21 protein-coding genes and 1 pseudogene are annotated in these 18761 nt (G+C 68.1%); 14 read left to right on the top strand and 8 right to left on the bottom strand.

Annotated elements, in window-relative coordinates; translation table 11 throughout:
* The first annotated feature begins 36 nt into the window (after positions 1-36).
* Positions 37-348 carry a hypothetical protein gene (locus AB0C27_RS34325; RefSeq protein ID WP_357852682.1) on the top strand — a complete coding sequence of 104 codons (312 nt, stop codon included), beginning with the start codon at positions 37-39 and terminating at the stop codon, positions 346-348.
* A 95-nt stretch (positions 349-443) separates the two neighbouring features.
* Here the strand turns inward: AB0C27_RS34325 and AB0C27_RS34320 are convergent, their stop codons facing one another.
* Positions 444-1082, bottom strand: coding sequence for a TetR/AcrR family transcriptional regulator (locus AB0C27_RS34320; RefSeq protein ID WP_357852679.1), 639 nt, complete (start codon positions 1080-1082; stop codon positions 444-446).
* 90 nt (positions 1083-1172) lie between these two features.
* Here AB0C27_RS34320 and AB0C27_RS34315 point away from each other — a divergent pair, with 90 nt between their 5' ends.
* From AB0C27_RS34315 to AB0C27_RS34305, 3 genes are read left to right on the top strand one after another with little or no spacing between them, the layout of a single operon-like run.
* A complete protein-coding gene (locus tag AB0C27_RS34315; RefSeq protein ID WP_357852677.1) occupies positions 1173-1745 on the top strand; it encodes a TIGR03086 family metal-binding protein in 573 nt (190 codons plus the stop codon).
* Positions 1739-2131, top strand: coding sequence for a hypothetical protein (locus AB0C27_RS34310; protein ID WP_357852674.1), 393 nt, complete (start codon positions 1739-1741; stop codon positions 2129-2131). The genes AB0C27_RS34315 and AB0C27_RS34310 overlap by 7 nt, the downstream gene beginning before the upstream one ends.
* Positions 2128-3198 (top strand): patatin-like phospholipase family protein, encoded by a 1071-nt coding sequence (locus tag AB0C27_RS34305; protein ID WP_357852671.1) that lies wholly within the window; start codon positions 2128-2130, stop codon positions 3196-3198. The genes AB0C27_RS34310 and AB0C27_RS34305 overlap by 4 nt, the downstream gene beginning before the upstream one ends.
* A 47-nt stretch (positions 3199-3245) precedes the next feature.
* On the opposite strand, the gene AB0C27_RS34300 is transcribed toward AB0C27_RS34305, so the two are convergent.
* Both AB0C27_RS34300 and AB0C27_RS34295 read right to left on the bottom strand, forming a co-directional pair.
* Complete coding sequence (locus tag AB0C27_RS34300) at positions 3246-3854, bottom strand: flavin reductase family protein (RefSeq protein ID WP_357852669.1); 609 nt, start codon at positions 3852-3854, stop codon at positions 3246-3248.
* A gap of 314 nt (positions 3855-4168) precedes the next feature.
* Positions 4169-5401, bottom strand: coding sequence for a serine hydrolase domain-containing protein (locus AB0C27_RS34295; RefSeq protein WP_357852665.1), 1233 nt, complete (start codon positions 5399-5401; stop codon positions 4169-4171).
* Between the two features lie 342 nt (positions 5402-5743).
* Here AB0C27_RS34295 and AB0C27_RS34290 point away from each other — a divergent pair, with 342 nt between their 5' ends.
* On the top strand, positions 5744-6202 hold the full coding sequence (locus tag AB0C27_RS34290; RefSeq protein ID WP_357852662.1) for a hypothetical protein: 459 nt from the start codon (positions 5744-5746) through the stop codon (positions 6200-6202).
* A 100-nt stretch (positions 6203-6302) separates the two neighbouring features.
* Here AB0C27_RS34290 and AB0C27_RS34285 read toward each other — a convergent pair whose 3' ends face one another.
* Positions 6303-7037 (bottom strand): SDR family oxidoreductase, encoded by a 735-nt coding sequence (locus AB0C27_RS34285; protein WP_357852659.1) that lies wholly within the window; start codon positions 7035-7037, stop codon positions 6303-6305.
* 87 nt (positions 7038-7124) lie between these two features.
* Between AB0C27_RS34285 and AB0C27_RS34280 the strand changes: the two genes are divergently transcribed.
* Together AB0C27_RS34280 and pafA are read left to right on the top strand one after the other, a co-directional pair.
* On the top strand, positions 7125-7724 hold the full coding sequence (locus tag AB0C27_RS34280; RefSeq protein ID WP_357852656.1) for a TetR/AcrR family transcriptional regulator: 600 nt from the start codon (positions 7125-7127) through the stop codon (positions 7722-7724).
* A 107-nt stretch (positions 7725-7831) separates the two neighbouring features.
* A complete protein-coding gene (gene pafA / locus AB0C27_RS34275; RefSeq protein ID WP_357852653.1) occupies positions 7832-9190 on the top strand; it encodes a Pup--protein ligase in 1359 nt (452 codons plus the stop codon).
* Between the two features lie 37 nt (positions 9191-9227).
* On the opposite strand, the gene AB0C27_RS34270 is transcribed toward pafA, so the two are convergent.
* The 3 genes from AB0C27_RS34270 to AB0C27_RS34260 form a co-directional block, all read right to left on the bottom strand.
* Complete coding sequence (locus AB0C27_RS34270; protein WP_357852650.1) at positions 9228-10202, bottom strand: hypothetical protein; 975 nt, start codon at positions 10200-10202, stop codon at positions 9228-9230.
* Between the two features lie 252 nt (positions 10203-10454).
* A complete protein-coding gene (locus AB0C27_RS34265; RefSeq protein WP_357853479.1) occupies positions 10455-11903 on the bottom strand; it encodes a helix-turn-helix domain-containing protein in 1449 nt (482 codons plus the stop codon).
* A gap of 629 nt (positions 11904-12532) precedes the next feature.
* Complete coding sequence (locus tag AB0C27_RS34260; protein WP_357852647.1) at positions 12533-13240, bottom strand: hypothetical protein; 708 nt, start codon at positions 13238-13240, stop codon at positions 12533-12535.
* Between the two features lie 473 nt (positions 13241-13713).
* On the opposite strand from AB0C27_RS34260, the gene AB0C27_RS34255 reads away from it, so the two are divergent.
* The 3 genes and pseudogenes from AB0C27_RS34255 to AB0C27_RS34245 form a co-directional block, all read left to right on the top strand.
* The gene (locus AB0C27_RS34255) at positions 13714-13950 is read left to right on the top strand and encodes a hypothetical protein (RefSeq protein WP_357852645.1); all 237 of its coding nucleotides are present in this window, start codon (positions 13714-13716) and stop codon (positions 13948-13950) included.
* A gap of 214 nt (positions 13951-14164) precedes the next feature.
* A complete protein-coding gene (locus tag AB0C27_RS34250; protein WP_357852642.1) occupies positions 14165-15070 on the top strand; it encodes a S41 family peptidase in 906 nt (301 codons plus the stop codon).
* Positions 15071-15224: 154 nt separating this feature from the next.
* Positions 15225-15431 (top strand): annotated as a pseudogene (locus AB0C27_RS34245) (DUF6086 family protein); the annotation flags it as partial.
* A gap of 35 nt (positions 15432-15466) precedes the next feature.
* On the opposite strand, the gene AB0C27_RS34240 reads toward AB0C27_RS34245, so the two are convergent.
* Positions 15467-16072, bottom strand: a complete 606-nt coding sequence (locus AB0C27_RS34240) for a TetR/AcrR family transcriptional regulator C-terminal ligand-binding domain-containing protein (RefSeq protein ID WP_357852640.1) — start codon at positions 16070-16072, stop codon at positions 15467-15469.
* Between the two features lie 87 nt (positions 16073-16159).
* Here AB0C27_RS34240 and AB0C27_RS34235 point away from each other — a divergent pair, with 87 nt between their 5' ends.
* The 4 genes from AB0C27_RS34235 to AB0C27_RS34220 are packed head-to-tail and all read left to right on the top strand — an operon-like array spanning position 16160 to position 18754.
* Positions 16160-16897, top strand: a complete 738-nt coding sequence (locus tag AB0C27_RS34235) for an SDR family oxidoreductase (RefSeq protein WP_357852638.1) — start codon at positions 16160-16162, stop codon at positions 16895-16897.
* Between the two features lie 14 nt (positions 16898-16911).
* Entirely contained in the window at positions 16912-17214 is a 303-nt protein-coding gene (locus tag AB0C27_RS34230; protein WP_357852636.1) for an SDR family NAD(P)-dependent oxidoreductase, read from the top strand.
* Positions 17175-17597 carry a hypothetical protein gene (locus AB0C27_RS34225; protein ID WP_357852634.1) on the top strand — a complete coding sequence of 141 codons (423 nt, stop codon included), beginning with the start codon at positions 17175-17177 and terminating at the stop codon, positions 17595-17597. Before AB0C27_RS34230 ends, AB0C27_RS34225 begins: the two co-directional genes overlap by 40 nt.
* Positions 17594-18754 carry a PQQ-dependent sugar dehydrogenase gene (locus AB0C27_RS34220; protein ID WP_357852632.1) on the top strand — a complete coding sequence of 387 codons (1161 nt, stop codon included), beginning with the start codon at positions 17594-17596 and terminating at the stop codon, positions 18752-18754. The genes AB0C27_RS34225 and AB0C27_RS34220 overlap by 4 nt, the downstream gene beginning before the upstream one ends.
* Positions 18755-18761 lie beyond the last annotated feature (7 nt).

The raw sequence follows: 18761 nt of genomic DNA, 5'->3' as shown, positions 1-18761 counted from the left end.
GGATCCCCTATCTCACCTGGTAAGGGAAGGATGTGCGTGAACTCAGAAGCACTGTTCCTCGAGCTGGTGCAACGCATCGAGACGCTTGAGACGAACACCCGCGCCGACGTGGAAATCACCGCGATCGGCATCACTCTGGTGCTGACCGAGCTCGCGGATCTCCGCGCCGAGATCGCCAACCAGCGCACCGAGGCACGACAGGACTTCGCCGCCCTCGGCGATGAACTCGGCGGCCTCCGCTGGCACATGAACGACCATTTCACCGCTCTACATCACGAAACCCTGGACTGGCTCATCACACTCCAGCAACTCATCAACCTGGCCAGACAGGAACCAACTCACAACTAAATCCATAGGCCTGGTCTGAAACCGTTCAGACCGGGCCTTTCTGAAATACGGCATTGCGCTGGTCGGCTCAGCCCGGCCGCTCCACCGCGCGGTCCTCACCGATTCGTGCTCGCGGTGTCGAGGCGTCGGTGGATGGCGGTTCTGGCGCGCTCGTAGGCATTCGGGTCGTCGTGCAGCAGGGAGACGGCGTTGGCCGTCTCCATGAACGCGATGAGCTCGAACGCGAGCTGGTCGGGATCCGTGTCGCCGGCGAGTTCGCCGAGCTGGCGGGCGTCGTCGACGGCGCGGGCCACGAAGCGGGTCCAGTCGAGGCTCGCCGCGGCGGCGGCGTCCCGTACCCGGCCCGGGCGGGCGTCGAACTCCGCGTTGACGGTGAAGAAGAAGCAGCCGCCCGGGAAGACCCGCCGCTGCGAGTAGCTCAGCCAGTTCTCGCACAGCCGGCGCACCCTGTCCAGGCCCGGCGGCACGGTCAGCGCGGGTTGGATGACCTCCTCGACGTACACGGCCGTCGCGGCGCGGATCGTGGCGAGCTGCAGCTCTTCCTTGGAGCCGAAGTAACCGAACAGGCCGCTCTTGCTCACGCCGAGGTCCGTGGCCAGCCGACCGATCGACAGCCCTTCCAGCCCGTCCCGCGAGGCGATGTCCGCCGCCCTGCGCAGGATCACGCTGCGTGTCCGTTCGTCCCGCGGCCTTCCCGGCATCTCCACCCCTCCGTGCACGAACGTTCGGTTCACGATAGCCGCTTGACCTTTGACTCGGCACGCTCCTATTCTCAGCACGAACGTTCGTACTTAGAAGGGTGGATGATGACTGGACTCCCAGCCGTGGACCTCCGGGACCTGCATCGGCGCGCGCTGGACCTCGCCGGGGGAGCGATCGCCCAGGTCACCGCCGTGGACCTCGACCGGCCCACGCCGTGCACGGAATGGAACCTGGGCGACCTGCTGCGGCACATGGTGGGCGAAAACTACGGCTTCGCCGCCGCCGCGGACCCGCCGGCGCAGTGGTCCGTCCGGGACGGCGACGACCCGTTCGGCGCCTTCCACGACTCCGCGGCCGCGGTCACGAAGGCGTTCGCCGCCCCAGACTTCTTCGACCGCCAGGTCGAGATCGGCGAGTTCGGCGTCTTCCCCGGACGGGTCGCGATCAGCATGCACCTGGTCGACTGCCTCGTGCACGGATGGGACGTCGCCACGAGCATCGACACCTCCTACCGGCCCGACCCCGAGCTGGTCGCGTTCGCGCTGGCGATGGCCTCCCGGTGGCCGGACACGCCGAAGAGCCGCGGTCCAGGTGCCGCGTTCGACACCAGGGTTCCGGTGCCCGACGACGCCCCTGACTTCCAGCGGCTGCTCGGCCTGCTGGGCCGCGACCCGTCGTGGGCGGCACCATGCTGACGAGCCGCTGGACACCTGGAGAGGCAGCCGACACCACCGGGCCGGTGCTGGTCAGCATCACCGACTTCCAAGCCGACCGGCTGCGCGACCTGCCCGGCGTCTACCGGGCCGGGCTCGCCCTGCGCCGGGCCTGGCCCGAACTGCCCGGCGCGGTCGGCATGTGGCTCTGGACGGAGCCGCTGCGCGGCAGGTGCGGCTCGGTGTCGATCTGGCTGGACGAGCAGGCCCTGCGCCGGTTCGTCGGCCGGCCGGAGCACGTCGCCGTCGTGCGGCGCTACCGCGGGCGGGGCCGGCTCAGGTCCACCACTTGGCTGACCACCCGGTCCGACCGCGGCATCTGGGCCAAGGCCCGGGCCTACCTGTCCGAAGAGACCAAGACACCGTGACCGGCGGGCACGAGGTGCTGCGCGTCCTGGCCGACCGGGTCAGCCGCGGCAGCCGCCCCGGGCAGCGGCAGGACGGCCACCGGGTGGCCCTGGCCATCGAGGGCGGCGGCATGCGTGGCACGATCTCCGCCGGCATGGCCCTGGCCCTGCACGAGAGCGGGGTGGCGCCCGCTTTCGACGCGGTCTACGGAGCATCGGCAGGGGCCATCACCGGGGCCTGGCTGCTCAGCGGCACTCCCGAGCACCTGACCGGCTGGGCCGAACCCGGCTACGCCAAGGCGATGATCCGTCCGTCCAACCTCCTGCGCGGCCGGCCGATGGTCGACGTGCGCAACCTGGTCGAGCACCTGTACCGCGAGGTGGTCCGGATGGACTTCGACGCAGTCCTGGCCAATGCCGTCGAGTACCACCCGCTGGCCACCGACGCCCACACCGGGCGGTCCACCGATCTTCGCCCGTATCTGACCGGTCCCGTCGAACTGCGGCTGGCGCTGCGGGCCAGTGCTGCGCTGCCGTTCCTCGCCGGTCCGCCGGTCGAGCTGGCCGGGCGGTTCTACTACGACGCGGGACTCGCCGAGTCCATCCCGTACCGCACCGCCCTGGCGCAGGGCTCCAGCCACGTCCTGGTCCTGCGGTCACGTCCCGCCGCGCCCGGGACGGCCGCCCGCCGCCGCGGGGCGCGGCCGTCCTACGGAGCCCGCCTGATCGCCGCGACCGTTCTGCGGAGTTATCCCGAGGCGCTGCACCGGAGTTACCTCACGCGCGCCCACCGCCTGCTGCACGACGACGCGGTGCTCACGCGGTACGACCAGCCGGCTCCGCCGGTGTCCCGCCTGCCCGTCGGCGGCCAGGCCCCGGCGGATCCGGCGGTCCTGTCCGTACACCCCGGACCCGGCACCCCCCGCATCGGTCGCCTCACCCGCGACGGCGAATCGCTCAAGGCCGCGCTCGAAGCCGGGCGCGCGGCGGTCGACCGTCTGTTACGCCCGTTCGGTCGGCTGCCGGCCGGTCGCCTTCGGCCGGCCGGCGCCGGGAGTGGTGCTCGTCATGATGACGGGGCCGGCTGAGCTGGGTGCGTGGGCTGGAGGGTTCGGAAACTGACAGCCGGCCTGGGTCAGCCGGGTTGAGGCTCCTCGTAAGGGATGCGGTTCAGGTGCAGGATCTCGCCCAGCGTGCCCCACTCGTCACCGCCGAGCTTGGTCAGCGGGCGTAGCCGCCTGGCGTCGGGGCGGCCGTTGAGGAGGTACTCCTCGTGCACCGCCGCGAAAAAGACCCGGCCGAACACGAGCGTGGAGTTTCCCATGCGCAAGGTGGTGTGGGAACGGCATTCCAGGACGACGGGAGCGGCCGCCACGCGGGACGGCCGCACGCAGCGGCTGGCTTCCCGCTCGATGCCGGCGGTGTCGAACTCGCTGACGGTGCGGGGAAAGTCGGTGGCGGTGTCGCGGATCAGGTGCAGCATCGGCTCGGGGGAGAAGTTGACCACGAATTCGCCGGTGTCCTCAACATTGCGCAGCGAGTCCTTGCGGCCGATCGACGTGAACTGCACGATCGGCGGGTCGGTGCTGGCGATGCTGAAAAACGAATGCGGGGCGAGGTTCTCCACCGCTCCATCGGGGGTGATGGTGGAGACCCAGGCGATCGGGCGGGGAACAACGACCGATGTCAGGAACCGGAAGAAAGCCGTTGCGCCTACCGCCGCGGGATCGAAGTCGACGCGCATGGCATCCAGTATCCATGTGATCACTTTTCGTGGCGGTTCGGCGCGCGGGAAGACGATCCCGCGCGTGGGACGGCGAACCCCGGTCCTGCACCCGCCCACACATCGGGACGATCACCGTCCTTGCCTGCTCCCGTGTCGGTCTGCCGTTGAGGAAGCTGCCACCAACTACACGCGCGTGGTGAGGCGCACAGCCGGAGCATGTGCCGGAGGAGTGGTTCGAGCTGGCGGACACGCGGTTCATCCACCAGCTCAAGTCGGCCGGCAACCTCGCCCCGGTACGCGCCACCACGGGCGGCGTGCCCGGGGCGCTGAGGTCAGAAGTATTTCGGGGTCAGGTCGGTGGTGGGCCAGGAGGAGACCTTCACCTTGTTCATGTCGTCGTCGATGGTGTCGTAGTCGAGGGTGCCGCTCTCCTCGCGCCGGTTGAACAGCACGGCGTAGCTGAACCCGTTCTGCAGTCGCGCCAGATAGGAGAACGTGCCCGGCATCGAGCCGTTGTGCCAGGTGTTGAGGTGGCCGGTGACCTGGCGGCACCACCAGCCGCCGCCGTACCAGGAGCCGTATTCGTTGACGCCGATCTCCGGCTTGGCCACCAGTTTGGCGATCGAGGCCGAGCTGAGCACGGTGCCCGGCCGGTCGAAGGCGAGGGTCCAGCGGACCAGGTCCACGGCGGAGGCCAGCCAGCCGCCGTTGGCGTCCTGGTTGGGCATGTTGAAGCCGCCGTAGGGGTAAGGGACGGTGGTGCCGGACGTGTCGAGGACTGTCTTGTTCGTGTACTGCGACTCGTAGCTGACCTCGCCGGTCGCGGCCTCGCTCTTGAGGCTCTTGCCGAGTCGCATGCGGGTGATGCCGAGCGGCTGGAGCAGCTTGGTCTTGATGTACGTCTCGTACGGCTGCCCCGAGACCTTCGCGATGATGCGGCCGAGGAGCATGTAGCCGTAGTTGCTGTAGACCATCTTGCTGCCTGGGGCGAAGTCGAGCTGGCGGGCGGTGGCGTACCGGATGATGTCGTCGTGCCCGATCGGCAGCGGCACGTCGAGCACGGCCGAGATGGTGTGGTCCAGCCAGAGCTGGTCCTTGGAGGCGTCGCGGTCCCAGCCGCCGAGGTGCTGCATGAGGCGGAGTACGGTGATCTGCCCCATCCGGGCGTCGGCCGGGGTGAGGCCCAGTACCTGGGTGACCTTGGCCGACAGGCTCAGCTTGCCGTCCTGCACCAGGCGCATGATGGCGGCCGAGGTGATGTTCTTGCTCAGGCTGGCGATCCGGAACAGCGACGTCGGCGAGGGGATGGCCGGCGTCCTGGAGTAGTCGTCGAAGCAGTAGCCGCGCGCGAGCAGGATCTTGCCGTTCTTCATGACGGCCAGCTGCGCTGCTCTGATCTTGCGGTCCAGCACGAACTTCTTGACCACGTTGTCGAACCCCGCCAGTTGTGTGGGCGCGGTTCCCGACACGCGGACGACAGGGGCGGGGGCCGCCTGTGCCGGTCGTGCGGCGATCAGCGTCGCCGGTGCCGCCGCTAGGAGGGCTCTGCGGGAAAGGCCGGTCACTTATGCCCCTTAGGTCACATCCGATACGTGGATCACACATCTTACGGAGATCAGGGGCTTGGACGAAGCGCGTCGGCGGGCCCAGTGATCGGGCCCAGTGATCGGGCCCAGTGATCGGGCCCAGTGATCGGGCGCGCCCTTGCTCCGCCCTGCGGGTGGGTCTTCGCACGCACGGAACGCGCAATGCCCGCTATATGTCCGGTTGTTGTCCTGGGGTGGTCGCGATCGACGAGTCATCATCCGCAGTAGAGGAAAGTCGCGATGCGACGAGCGGCACGGGTGATGCGAAGTCACTGCTCGGTTCGGGTGTGACCTGAAGATTCGGACCAGGAACGAGGCTCCATGCGCTCTGCATTGAAGAAGCTCTGTCTGGCCACGGCGGCGGTCATGATGATGGCCTTACCGATCACGACCGGCACGGCGTACGCCGCCGACACGGCCTTCAACGTCAAGACACAATGGCTGGCGGAATGGGCGGTGCGCACGATGCCCATGGAGCTGGTACGGCGCGAGATCTGGCTGGAGGGAGACAAAGGCGATTACGGCTGGTTCACCTACGTGAATCCGCCTGCCGAGGTCTATGTCGGTGCTCCGTGCGAGACCTACACCGGACCCATCATCGAGGGAACGTATATATGGACCTCGCAGATCTGGCCGGGGCACCCCTGGGACGGGTGGTACCGGATCGACAGCTATCTCACCCACAAGACCGGTGGCGCGGCGTACACCATCAGATGCAATTTCCGGATACCCGGTGACGGTGATTACACGTGGGGCAGTGCTCTCGATCCACACTTCTGACCAGTGGATGTTCACCTGCCTCGATCCACACGTGGAAGGCCCCGGACAGCGTGGTATCCGGGGCCTTCCACGTGCCCGGCCCCGCCAGGTGACGGCGCGGTCAGACCTGGGCCTGGCCGCCGTCGACGAACCATTCGGCGCCGTTGACGAAGCTGGAGGCGTCCGAGGCGAGGAACGTCGCCACGGTGGCGATCTCGTCCGGGTGGGCGATTCTGCCGAGCGGTACGATCGAGGCGAGCCGCTGGTAGTCCGGGCCCGCGGCGCTCTCCAGGCCCGGGGTTTCGGTCGGGCCGGGGCTCAGGACGTTGACCCGGAAGTTCCGTTCCCGTGCGCTGAGTGCCCAGCTGCGTACCAGGTTGCGGATCGCCGCCTTCGACGCGCCGTAGATCTCCAGGCCCGGCCCGGCGCGCAGAGAGTTGGTCGAGCCGATCACGACGATCGAGGCGCCTTTCGACAGCAACGGCAGGGCCTTCTGGACGGTGAAGATCGTGCCCTTCACGTTCGTGCCGAAGGTGGCGTCGACGACTTCCTCGGTGATCTCGCCGAGGCGCTGCGCGACGGCGCTGCCGGCATTGGCGATGAGGACATCGATGCGGCCGGCCTGCTCGCGTACGACCGAGTAGAGGTGGTCGAGGTCGGCCTGTACGGAGACGTCGGCGCGTACGCCGGTGGCGGCCGGGCCGATCTCGGCGACGGCCGCGTCGAGCTGCTCCTGGCGGCGGCCGGTCAGGAACACCTGGGCGCCCTCCGCGGCGAACTGCTTGGCGATGGCCAGGCCGATGCCGCTGTTGGCTCCGGTGATCACCGCTACTTTGCCTGTTAGTACGTCCGTCATGATGTCCCCGATCCATGGTTCTTGACTCATTCGTCCAGAAAGCTAGTCGTTATGGACGAGCGAGTCAAGAATGGCTATGATGTGTCCATGGCACGACCCAGGAAGTTCGACGAACAGCGGGTGCTGGACACCGCTCGGGAGCGGTTCTGGGCGGGCGGGTACGCCGCCACGCGCATGGACGACATCGCCGAGGCGACCGGGCTCGGCAAGGGCAGCCTTTACGGGGCGTTCGGTGGGAAGCAGGAGCTGTTCCGCCGCGTGTTCGACGACTTCTGCGGGGCCGCCGTCGACGGTTTGAGCCGGCAGTTGAGCGGCGGTGACGAGGACGCCTACGCGCGGTTGTCCGCGCACGTGCACGCGGTGGCGGCGTCGACCGCGGCGGACACCGCCCGCCGTGGCTGCCTGCTGGCCAAGGGCACCGCCGAGCTGGCCGAACACGATGAGGCGGTGGCCAAGCGCGCGCAGGTGACCATCGAGGCGATGCGGACGTTACTGGCGGACGACATCGCGGCCTGTCAGCGCAACGGCGACATCGCGGCGGACGCGGATCCAGGGGAGCTGGCCGCGCTGGTGCTCGCCGTACTGCGCGGTATCGAAGCGCTGGGCAAGGCCGGGGCGAGTGAGGAGACGCTGACCGGCATCGCCTCGACGGCTCTCGCCGTGCTGCCCAGGCCGCCCGCTCGCTGAGTTCGCTCGTCTCCGACGGCAGCGAGTTCTGCGGCACCGGCTGGGAACGGTCATCATCAAGATCATCGAAACCGTCGGCGCGTGAAGGAGCAGAGTAGTGTGAGGTAATGGATCGCCGCATCTATGGCGTGGAGACCGAATACGGTGTCACGTGCACGTTCCGGGGCCAGCGCAGGCTGTCCCCGGACGAGGTGGCCCGTTACCTGTTCCGTGGAGTCGTGTCCTGGGGCCGGTCGAGCAACGTGTTCCTGCGCAACGGCGCCCGCCTCTACCTGGACGTCGGCAGCCACCCCGAGTACGCCACGCCCGAGTGCGACAACCTGGTCGAGCTGGTCACGCACGACAAGGCGGGGGAGCGCATCCTGGAGGGCCTGCGCGTGGACGCCGAGCGGCGGCTGCGCGAGGAGGGCATCTCCGGCGAGGTTTACCTGTTCAAGAACAACACCGACTCGGCCGGCAACTCCTACGGCTGCCACGAGAACTACTGTGTGGGCCGGCACGGCGAGTTCGGGGCGCTGGCCGAGGTGCTGATCCCGTTCCTGGTCACCCGGCAGCTCATCTGCGGGGCGGGCAAGGTGCTGCAGACCCCGCGCGGCGCCGTCTACTGCGTGTCGCAGCGTGCCGAGCACATCTGGGAGAGCGTGTCGTCGGCGACGACGCGTTCCCGGCCGATCATCAACACCCGGGACGAACCGCACGGCGACGCCGAGCGGTTCCGCCGCCTGCACGTGATCGTCGGCGACGCGAACATGAGCGAGGCCACGATGTTGCTCAAGGTCGGCGCGACCGACCTGGTGCTGCGCATGGTCGAGGCCGGGGTGGTGATGCGCGACCTGAGCCTGGAAAACCCGATCCGGGCGATCCGCGAGGTCTCCCACGACCTGACCGGCCGGCGACGGATCCGGCTGGCGAACGGGCGGGAGGCGTCGGCGCTGGAGATCCAGCAGGACTACCTGAGCAAGGCGATCGACTTCGTGGACCGGCACGGCGGCGACCCGATCACCCACCGGGTGCTGGACCTGTGGGAACGCACGCTGCGCGCGGTGGAGACCGGTGATCTGGGCCTGGTGTCCCGCGAGATCGACTGGGTGATCAAGCACCAGCTGATCGAGCGTTACCGCGAGAAGTACGACCTGCCGCTGTCGTCTCCGCGGGTGGCGCAGCTCGACCTGGCCTACCACGACGTGCACCGCACGCGAGGGCTGTTCTACCTGCTGCAGCGGCGCGGGGCCGTGGAGCGGGTGGCGGCCGACATCAAGATCTTCGAGGCGAAATCGGTGCCGCCGCAGACGACTCGGGCGCGGCTGCGCGGGGAGTTCATCCGCAAGGCGCAGGAGAAGCGGCGCGACTTCACCGTGGACTGGGTCCACCTGAAGCTGAACGACCAGGCGCAGCGGACCGTCCTGTGCAAGGACCCGTTCCGGAGTGTGGACGAACGAGTGGACAAGCTCATCGCGGACATGTGATCGGCGTTGTTCGGCTCTTCCAGGCTACGAGGCCTGGCTACCAGAACGGATCCTCGTACGGACGGTCTGTCATCCGGTCATAGACGCGGCGTACCCACGGCTGCCGCGCCGCCAGCCGCTTCAGCGTGCTGACGAACACGCGCCCGTCAGCGCGGAACAGTGAGTTCGGCAGCAGCGGGGGCGGGTCGTCCCGGCGAACACTGGCGGGCATCCCGTACACCTGCCGAAGCTCGTGGAACGCCAGGTAGGTCCACACGTCCGCGGCCAGCGGCACCACCGCTCCCGCGTCGCACGGCCAAAGCTCACCGGTCTGCGGATGCCTGGGCACCAAGGCGATCTCCGTGGTCGCGGGCAGGCCGGGCCCGGCGAGGCCGAGGCGTCGTTCCGGCGGTCCCGGAGGGAGCAGGCTGTCGATCGCCCGGCGAAACACCTCGGCGACGGGCCCGTCGGGGACGGTAACCCGCTCACCTCCCGAGACCACCAGCAGATGCGCCAATGCCACCGCCACGGCGGCCTCCCACTGCGGGCTCCAGTAACCCCGCTGACCAACAGGCGGCGTACTCGGCAGTTCCTCCCACCCCGTCACCCGCTGAACGGGCCCGGCCACAGCGACGGGCCGCACGGCGTCCGGCTCCAGCCACACCACCTGCCAGAACCCGCAGTCGTCGATGCGGCTCGCCACCGGCCGGCCACACTCGGCACAGGCGAGATTGGGCCCGTACTGCCCGTCCCAGCCACAACAGCAACCGCCCAGCTGCTCCGGGATGAAGACGGTCCCGCGAACGTCACCCGGCGCGACCCCGATCCTGTCTGGAGGTCCGGTGATGCTGTAGGTCTGTAGCCGGACGCCGCCCTGCTCTTCCGGCTCGGGCTGCAGAGACCGCCAAGGCCGGCCGTCACCGGGGTCCACCGCGTACGTCCCCGGCTCCAGCAGCCCGGAGAGCAGATCATGACCGTACTTCTGACCAGCATGATCAGGAAGCGCCACCCGCGCCACCTTCGCAGTCACCACGGCACCACACCCCGCACAGGCGAAAACGACCAATCAGCCTCCCACGCCGGAATGTCGTCATCATGGTGGCACAAATGCCTCCGCTGAGGACACGTCCGGGTGGCGCGCCGATGCTCTCGCCCGGCTGCTGGAGAAGGCAGGGCGAAAGGATGAAACGATCGCCGTCCTCATGGAGTCCGGCAGGGAATCTCCGTGCTGACCCCTGACGCCATTGCGACCTGAATCGGGTGCTTTGACCAGGCCCGACGCAGGTCAGATGTTCCGGGGGGCGAGGATGATTCGCCGCAGTTGTTCGTCGAGGCTGAGATCGTCCCCGGAATTCACCGTGGAGACCAGGACTGCGAGTACGGCCTTGCGCAGCGTCAGTCTGAGCCGCTCATAGTCCTCCTCCGGACCGGACAGCGCGCGGAAGGCGACGCCTTCGACGGTCACGGAAAGGATGTCCGCGAGGTCTTCGATGGTGATGTCTGGGCGCAGCCTCAAATCGTTTACCGCCAGCATCTCCTCATAGATGGGGATCCATCTCTGGCGGACCGCACTCCTGGCGCTGCCGGTCGTGGCCTTGAATTCGGGGTAGCGATCCGCCATGGCCGTGGCGATGAGGGACAGGCCCATCGCCGGGTTCTTCAGAATGGACGCCAGTTCCTGGCTGCTGACGTCCTGAGCGCCCCGTACCGGGTCCACGGCATTGGAGATCAGATCCGCCGATCTCACGATGGAATCCGGCCGCCAATTCCTGACCCACAACGAGTAGGCCAGCAGATCGAGCGCGAAGTCATCCCTGCTGGGCCATCGCCTGTGGAATTCCTCTTCGTTTCCCGGCGCCCGTCCCGCCCGCTCGATCTCTTTGAAGATCTCGTACTCCGACGGCAGTCCTAAATAGGTGTCGGGGCCGTCAGGGACGGTGCTCAGGCGGAGACCGGCTTCCAGATATTCCCTGGTAAGACTGTCATTGGCGAGCGCCCGCCGGGACCCGCCCGCGTCTTGCCGCATGAGCCGGTGCAGGACCAGCGACAGATCCTCCTCGCCCATCCGGTCCGAGGCGACGGCGATGGAGGCACGATCGCTGGAGATGTCGGGGTTCGCCGCCCAGGTGGAGAGCAGTTTGTCCAGCATGTTCAGCGCGGTGTCGTGAGCGGATTCCTCGTGCAGGTTGAGGGCCTGGTGCAACAGCGCATCGGTGTAGAAGGCCGCCCCGGCGACGACGGAAGGACCCGACCGCAGAACCCCGCATTCCTGGCCGTACTCCATCAGTCTCGCGAGCATGGTGTAGAGCGGCACAAGATGACGGACATCCGCTTCGTTGGGTTCCGCGCTCATCCTGCCGTGTCTGGCCGTCTGCTCGTTCATCGCGGCGACCAGTGACTCCGTCAGCCGCTGACGTCTGCGCGCCAGCGCCGCCACATCATGAAAATGCCGGAGTATGGCGTCGACCGGATCAGACTTGTCGTCAATGGCCAGCTCTACCGATTTCGAAAGTCGGCCGACGAGCGGGCGATAAACAAATCCCATCAGAATCTGTTTGCTCTTGAAATGGTTGTAGGCGGTGGCCGCACTCACCCCGGCTGTCGTCGCCACGTCTTCGATTCGTGTGCGGTACCAGCCACGCTTGGTGAACAACGCGCGAGCCGCGCTGAGGAGAACGGCTCGCGTGCGCTCGCGTTTGACGTCCCCGGCACTCCGAGCAGTCTTGCTTCTCATCACGCGGCAGAGCCTAATACTCCAGCCACTCTTTGGACATAAGGCCCAAGTGAGGGCGATCACGACACACAGTGCCTGAACGGAGACGGACCGTCAAAGGGTGCGACTGTCGTGATCATCTCCAGGTGCGAGAGCACCTTACGGCAAGCCGGTCGCAGGCGTATCGCGGTCTGTGTGGTCACGTGCCTGGAAGTTGCCCTTGAGCTGCGCCTTCTCCGTTGTGGCGAGCGGCTGGCGGCCGTCGGCTCACGATTCCAGCCCCCCTCCAGGCGTTCGTGGTGACTCCAGTTTGAGATGCAAGTTAGACTCCACTACAGTGACGTAAGGGACTTTTGGTGCAGGAGTGTCCGGTGTGATGAGGGCTACCCCAAAACCGCCCTGCCGCACGCCCAAAATAGCCGTCAAGCTGAGAATTCCTCATACTCAGGACTGGAGATTAGGTCTTGGAAGGTACAGGCTCCGCATAGAAGAAGCGGCAGGAAGCCCGAGCTTCCTGCCGCTTTCCGAAAAATTCCTCAGCCTTCGCCTTCCATGCGCTTGCTTCCTCCGATCTGATCGTGTAACAGGGTGTGCCCCATGGGGGCAGAGTTGTGACGACGTACCCTACACAACGACCGGACCGGGGCCGGTTATGACGGCCAAACCCACGCTATACCGTAGTAATGGTTCGGCATGAGCTGCTGCTCTTCGAACACCTTGTAGAGGTATCGTCCATCCTGAAGCAATTTCAGATGACGGCGTTCGCTCGGCGCGGGTTCGAGTTGCCCTTCGATATCCAACGTCGCGCCGAACCACCATGCCCGGACCGGAACCATCTCCGGATCGAAAAGCAGTTTGAACTCGATTCGCTTCGAGGGATGGAAGGGTGGGCGCCATCGGACGACCGGCTGGGAACGAATACGGCGGTCAATGAGCAGCCGGCAACTGAACGGGTATACCCCGTCCTCCGGCCTGAGCTGCTGGAGTATTTCGACGGTCGCCAGGATGCTGCCGCCCGGGTCCTCGACCTGGTCGACCACGCGGCACCCGTACAGATTCTCCATTCGGAGCACCCCCGGACGGCTTTCCGCGAGATATCTGTTCGCGACGAGGATCCGGGGATCGGCGAGCGGAACCACCGATCGCACCCATCGGGTGACCTCCTGCTCGACAATGGCACCGGTCTCGGAGAAGCGGCAGAGATGGGAGATGGCCTCGATGGCCAAATCCTTCGAGAAAGACGGTCCGGCCGGATGCGCCGGCGTCAGCTCGCCGTCGTCGGCTGGTCCGCGGTTCTCCAGCAGCAGCCGCACTGCCGCCTTGATCGCCCGGTTCTCCCGCCGCTCGATCGTACGCACGTCCGCGGCGAAAGGACTTCTGGACGACCGGAGCGCGGCGATGTAACTGTTGCGCCGTCGAGCGAGTGTGTCACCGTCATGGGCCGGGTCGAGATGGAGTGCGACAAGAAGAGGTTCTCGATGCTTTGTGTCGCTGATGCGCTTGACGAAGTCTATGAGTGCGTCTATGCAAGCCTGGATTTTTCGCGACCGGCCCGGCCCAGTAAAATTTTGTAGCATGTTCATCAGTTCTGGACACTCCACAAGTCGCTCGGGAGTGCAGCCCATAGCCTTGCGCAGTTCTCTGAGCTCTCGCTCGCACTCCGCCAGCACGCTTCTTGTACTTTCGTCCACCGGCCGTGCCTTCCGCGTCCCGTTTACGTCCTCTGCCTCCGAACTGTACACAAAGTGATCGTTTACGTCGCTCGCAGAGGCGCTTAACGTTCGAAGTGTAAATCATCGGAGTCGCCGGGAAAACAAGGGAGGATCTCGCGATGGGCACCGATCTCCCTCCGATTATTCTTATCCAGCGCGCTTTGGGAACGGTATCCGAACTGCCGTTGGTCATGGCCATCGCCGTCACGGCATTCATCTGCGGTGTGTGGCTCGCCGCGGTCATCGCGACGGCGGCCCTGTCACATCTTCAGCGGCACATGCAGAAGCAGGTGCGCCGCTGGCAACGGCGGGCCGTCCGCGCCGAGCACGCGGCGAGGAACCACGAGTCAGGCTGAATTCGCCTGGTTCCGCTTATCCGAAATAGCGCTGAAGCACGCGAACGTCGGCCGCCCCGCGCGAACCAAGGCCGGCCTGGTCAGGCTGCGTGCGCCGGTGCCGGTCCAGCCGATGTCTAGGCGAACGCCGGAAACTGCTCAGGCGCGCCGATCTCCCCAGGAGGCGGCAGGTGGCTTTTGACGTGTTCGTCAGGGCAGTGCTCTACTCCCTGCCATGACAACCCTGACGAACCTTCAGCCCGCCCCTGTCATCGACGAGACCGCCCGGCTGCTCACCGAGCACTACGTTTTTCCTGAGATAGCCGAACAGCTCGCCGGCCTGCTGCGACGACGCCTCGCCGAGGGCGCCTACGACGTTGACGGTGCCGAGGAGCTCGCCCGCCTGGTCACCGCGGACCTGCAGTCCATCAACGACGACAAACACCTGAGGCTGAAGCACCACGCCGACCCGGTCTCCCCCGGAGAGGGCGCGGCGACCTTGGAGTCCATCCGCCGGGACTTCGAAACCTCGCTGGGAGGTGCCCCCCGGGTGGAGCTGCTCGACGGTGGAGTCGCCGTGGTGGAGCTGGCGCCGATGCTGTTTCCGCTGGACTGGGCCGCCGAACCACTGGCTGCCGCGCTCACCTTGGCCTCCCGCGCCCAGGCGCTGATCGTGGACCTGCGCGGCAACCGGGGCGGCGACCCGGACACCGTCGCCTTCGTCTGCAGTTACCTCCTGGACGAGCGCACCCACCTCAACACCATGTACTGGCGCAGGGGCGAGCGCACCGAGCAGTCCTGGAGCCTGCCGCACGTCCCCGGCGCGCGTTTCGGCGGCAGCAAACCGTTGTACGTGTTGTCCAGCGACAGCACCTTCTCCGCCGCCGAGGAACTGGCCTACGACCTGCAGCAACTCGGCCGCGCCGTGGTCGTCGGCGAGCCCACCCGCGGGGGCGCGCACCCGTGCAAGGGCTGGACCGTGCACCCCCACCTGGAAGCCACCGTCCCCACCGGCCGCGCCGTCAACCCCGTGTCAGGCACCAACTGGGAGGGCGTCGGCGTGCAGCCGGACGTCCCTTGCCCTGCCGCGAAGTCGCTCGACCAGGCTCACGCCCTGGCCCTCGCCCGGCTGGCAGGCTGACGCCGGCAATCACGAGGCGTCGGGGTCGTCCATGATTCGGCGTATTTGGCTGGGTGTGCGGATCTCGATGGCGTGAGGGGGCGCTGTGTGATGATGCTTCGCGCGCCCCTCGGCCGAGGGGGCGTAGACGCGGAGATGCGGTGAGCGGTCGAACCATCCGATCCTGCACGCCCTCATGGAGGGCTTCATCGCCACGGCGCTGGTGCTGGTCCAGCGAGCCGGCGCCGAGCCGGCTCGGTCGGGCGGTGACGGCTGGCGGGATGTGCAGGTGAGCGGGCCGTCCACCCGGCTGCCCGAGGACGGTGCCACCGGGCGATGGGCGGAACTCACGGCGCGGTACGCCCGGTCGATGCCACATTGAGCTCCGGCCATCAGCGGCGACAGGTTGCGGCCGTCTCACCGGCCGTGCTTTGCCGAGCCGTACAGGGCCTGGTCGACCAGGCGTTCGGCGAGTGATTCGTCGAAGGGCACCCGCAGCACGAGCAGCCGGTGATAGCACGCTCCCCACAGCTGGTCCACGATGATGTCGAGGTCCGCGTCCTCGCGCAGCTGCCCCTGCCGCACGGCCACGCGCAGGCGTTCCCGGGCGAGTTCGCGCCGGGGCAGCGCGTAGCTCTCCGACCAGGCGCGCGCGAGGCTCGCGTCCAGCTGCGCCGCGCCGAGGAGCTCGCTGACGGGTTTCTCCGCGCTTTCCTCCTTCAGCCAGCGGACGAACGCCTTGAGCTGGGTGATCAGATCGGCGCGTACGTCCCCGGTGTCGGGGAACTCCAGCGCCCGCCGGCTCTGGGCGAAGTACGCCTCGGCCGCGAGCACGCCCGGCGACGGCCACCACTTGTACAGGGTCGTCTTGCTCGAACCCGCCTCCATCGCGACGCGGTCGAACGTCACCGCCTGCATACCGTCCTCCAGCAGGATGCGACCGGCCGCCGCGAGCACCGCGGCGCGCACCTCCGCGGCCGGGCGGCGGCCCCGGCCGCGCCGCTGGGCAGTCTCCTCGGACATCGCCACCCCTTTTTATGGACGACTTGTTCATTTCGATGCTACCGTCGCATGTGGACGACTCGTTCATATCCTAGCGGAGGCTCTGACATGGCGAACAACGCAGCACGCGTCGCACTCGTCACCGGCGGATCCGGCGGAATCGGCAGGGCGAGCGCGGAACGCCTGGCCGCCGACGGCTTCTCCGTCGTCGTGCACTACGGGGGCAGCAAGGACCGCGCCGAGGAAGTGGCGCAGGCGGTGACGCGCGCAGGAGGCCGCGCCGCCATCGCGGGCGGGGACGTGGCGGACGAGACGGCGATGGAGGCCGTGTTCGACGTCGCGGAACGCGAGTTCGGCGGGCTCGACGTCCTCGTCCACACCGCGGGCATCATGCCGCTCTCGCCCGTCGCGAACATGGACCTCGACACCTTCGACCGCGTCCAGCGCACCAACGTGCGCGGGACGTTCGTCGTCGACCAGCTCGCCGCCCGGCGCCTGCGCGCCGGGGGAGCGATCATCAACATCTCCACCTCGGTCACCCGGCTGCAGCAGCCGGGCTACGGCGCCTACGCCGCGTCCAAGGGAGCCGCGGAGGCACTGACCCTGATCCTCGCCCGCGAACTGCGCGGAAGGGACATCACGGTCAACGCCGTGGCGCCAGGACCGACCGCGACGCCGCTGTTCTTCGAGGGCAAGAGCCAGGAGAGCATCGACCGGATCGCCGCGCTGAACCCGATGGAGCGGCTCGGCACCCCGGAGGACATCGCCGAGGTCGTCGCCTTCCTCGCCGGGCCCGCGCGCTGGGTCAACGGCCAGGTCCTGTACGCCAACGGCGGAGCAGCGTGAAAGGGGAACCGGACATGTCCATCGTCATGATCACCGGCGCGGCCACCGGCATCGGTCGCCTGACGGCCGAGACCCTCGCCGCGGCGGGGCACACCGTCTACGCCACGATGCGCGACCCCGAGGGCCGCGACGCCCCCGCCGCGTCCGAGCTCGCCGCCCTCGCCCGCGCCACCGGCGCGGACCTGCGGGTCGTCGCGCTCGACGTGACGTCGCAGGATTCGGCAGAGGATGCCGTACGGCACATCCTCGGACCACCCCGCCCTTCCTCGGGCCGTACGTGGCCTCGAAGGCGGCGTTCGACGCGCTCGCCGTGGTGACGTCGTACGAGGTCTCGCAGTTCGGCATCGAGACCTCGATCGTGATGCCCGGCGCGATCACGCAGGGCACGCGGCACTTCGCGAACGCCTCGAAGGCCACGGACGAGCGCGTGAGCGCGCAGTACGCCGTGCTCGATCCGCTGGTCGAACGGACCCACGAGGCGCATGAGCAGCTCGTCGCGCCGGGGACGACCGCCGATCCGCACGACGTGGCGGAGGAGATTCGGCGCATCCTCGCCCTGCCCGTCGGGGACAAGCCGTTCCGGTCCGTGGTGGACGCCGCCCATGCCGGGGTCGATCACGTCATGGCCTTCAGCGATCTGACGCGGGAGGCGTTCGTCCGGCGGCTCGGTTTCGGCGAGACGCTGGAGCTCAAGCCATGAGCGGCCACCAGTTACGGCAGGTGGCGGCCCTGGCGGCCCTGGCCGCCCTTGCGCTCGGCGGATGCTCGGCGCCGGCGGGTGAGACGCAGATAGCACCATCCCGGCCGGCCACCCCAAGCGCCGGCCCGAGCGTCGGTACAGCCACCCCGAGCGCCGGCGCGGTTGCGACCCTTGGCGAGCCGGTCGAGCTGGTGACCGAGCTGGAGGCACCCTGGGGGCTCACGTTTCTCCCCGACGGATCGGCGCTCGTCTCCGAGCGCATCTCCGGCGAGATCGTACGGATCCCCGCCCAGGGCGGCACCCCGCGAACGGTCGGCGTCGTCCCCGGCGTGCACGTGAGCTCGGAGGGCGGCCTGCTCGGCATCGCCGCCTCCCCGGAGTTCGCGGCCGACCGTACCGTCTTCGTCTCCGTCTCCGGGCGGGACGGGAACCGCATCGTCGCGCTCACCATCGCCGCCGACTACGGCTCCCTCGCCGTCGGCCGGGTGCTGCTGGACGGCATCCAGACCGCCGACCGGCACCACGGCGGCCGCATCGCCGTCGGGCCGGACGGGCACCTGTGGATCGGCACGGGCGACGCCTTCGAGCCCGAGAACGCCGCCACCCCCGGCTCGCTCAACGGCAAGATCCTGCGCATCGCGGTGGACGGCTCCGTCCCCGAGGACAATCCGGGATCGTCGGCGATCTACTCCAGCGGTCACCGCAACGTCCAGGGCATCGCGTTCGGTCCCGACGGCACCGCGTACGCGTCGGAGCTCGGCCACCGGACGTGGGACGAGGTCAACGTCCTGCGCGCGGGCGCGGACTACGGCTGGCCGGACACCGAGGGGACCGCCGGCTCGACGGGCGAGCCGCCGATCGCCACGATCCACCCGGACGAGGCCAGCCCTTCCGGCCTCGCGTACGCCGAGGGGTCGCTGTGGATCGGCGCCCTGGGCGGGCAGCGGCTCTGGCAGCTTCCCGTCGCGGGCGATGCCGCGGCGGGCGCCCCCATCGGCCACTTCGCCGGCGTCTACGGCCGCATCCGTACCGTCGAAGTGGCCCCCGACGGGGCGCTGTGGCTGGTCACGTCGAACACCGACCGCGCGACCTGGGGCGGCACCGACCCGCGCCCGGGCGACGACCGGATACTCCGGGTGGAGGTGAACAAGCGCTGACCCGAGT

The organism is Nonomuraea sp. NPDC048882 (assembly GCF_040649755.1).
GTDB classification, from domain to species: domain Bacteria; phylum Actinomycetota; class Actinomycetes; order Streptosporangiales; family Streptosporangiaceae; genus Nonomuraea; species Nonomuraea maheshkhaliensis.
This window is presented reverse-complemented; position numbering and strand designations above follow the sequence as displayed.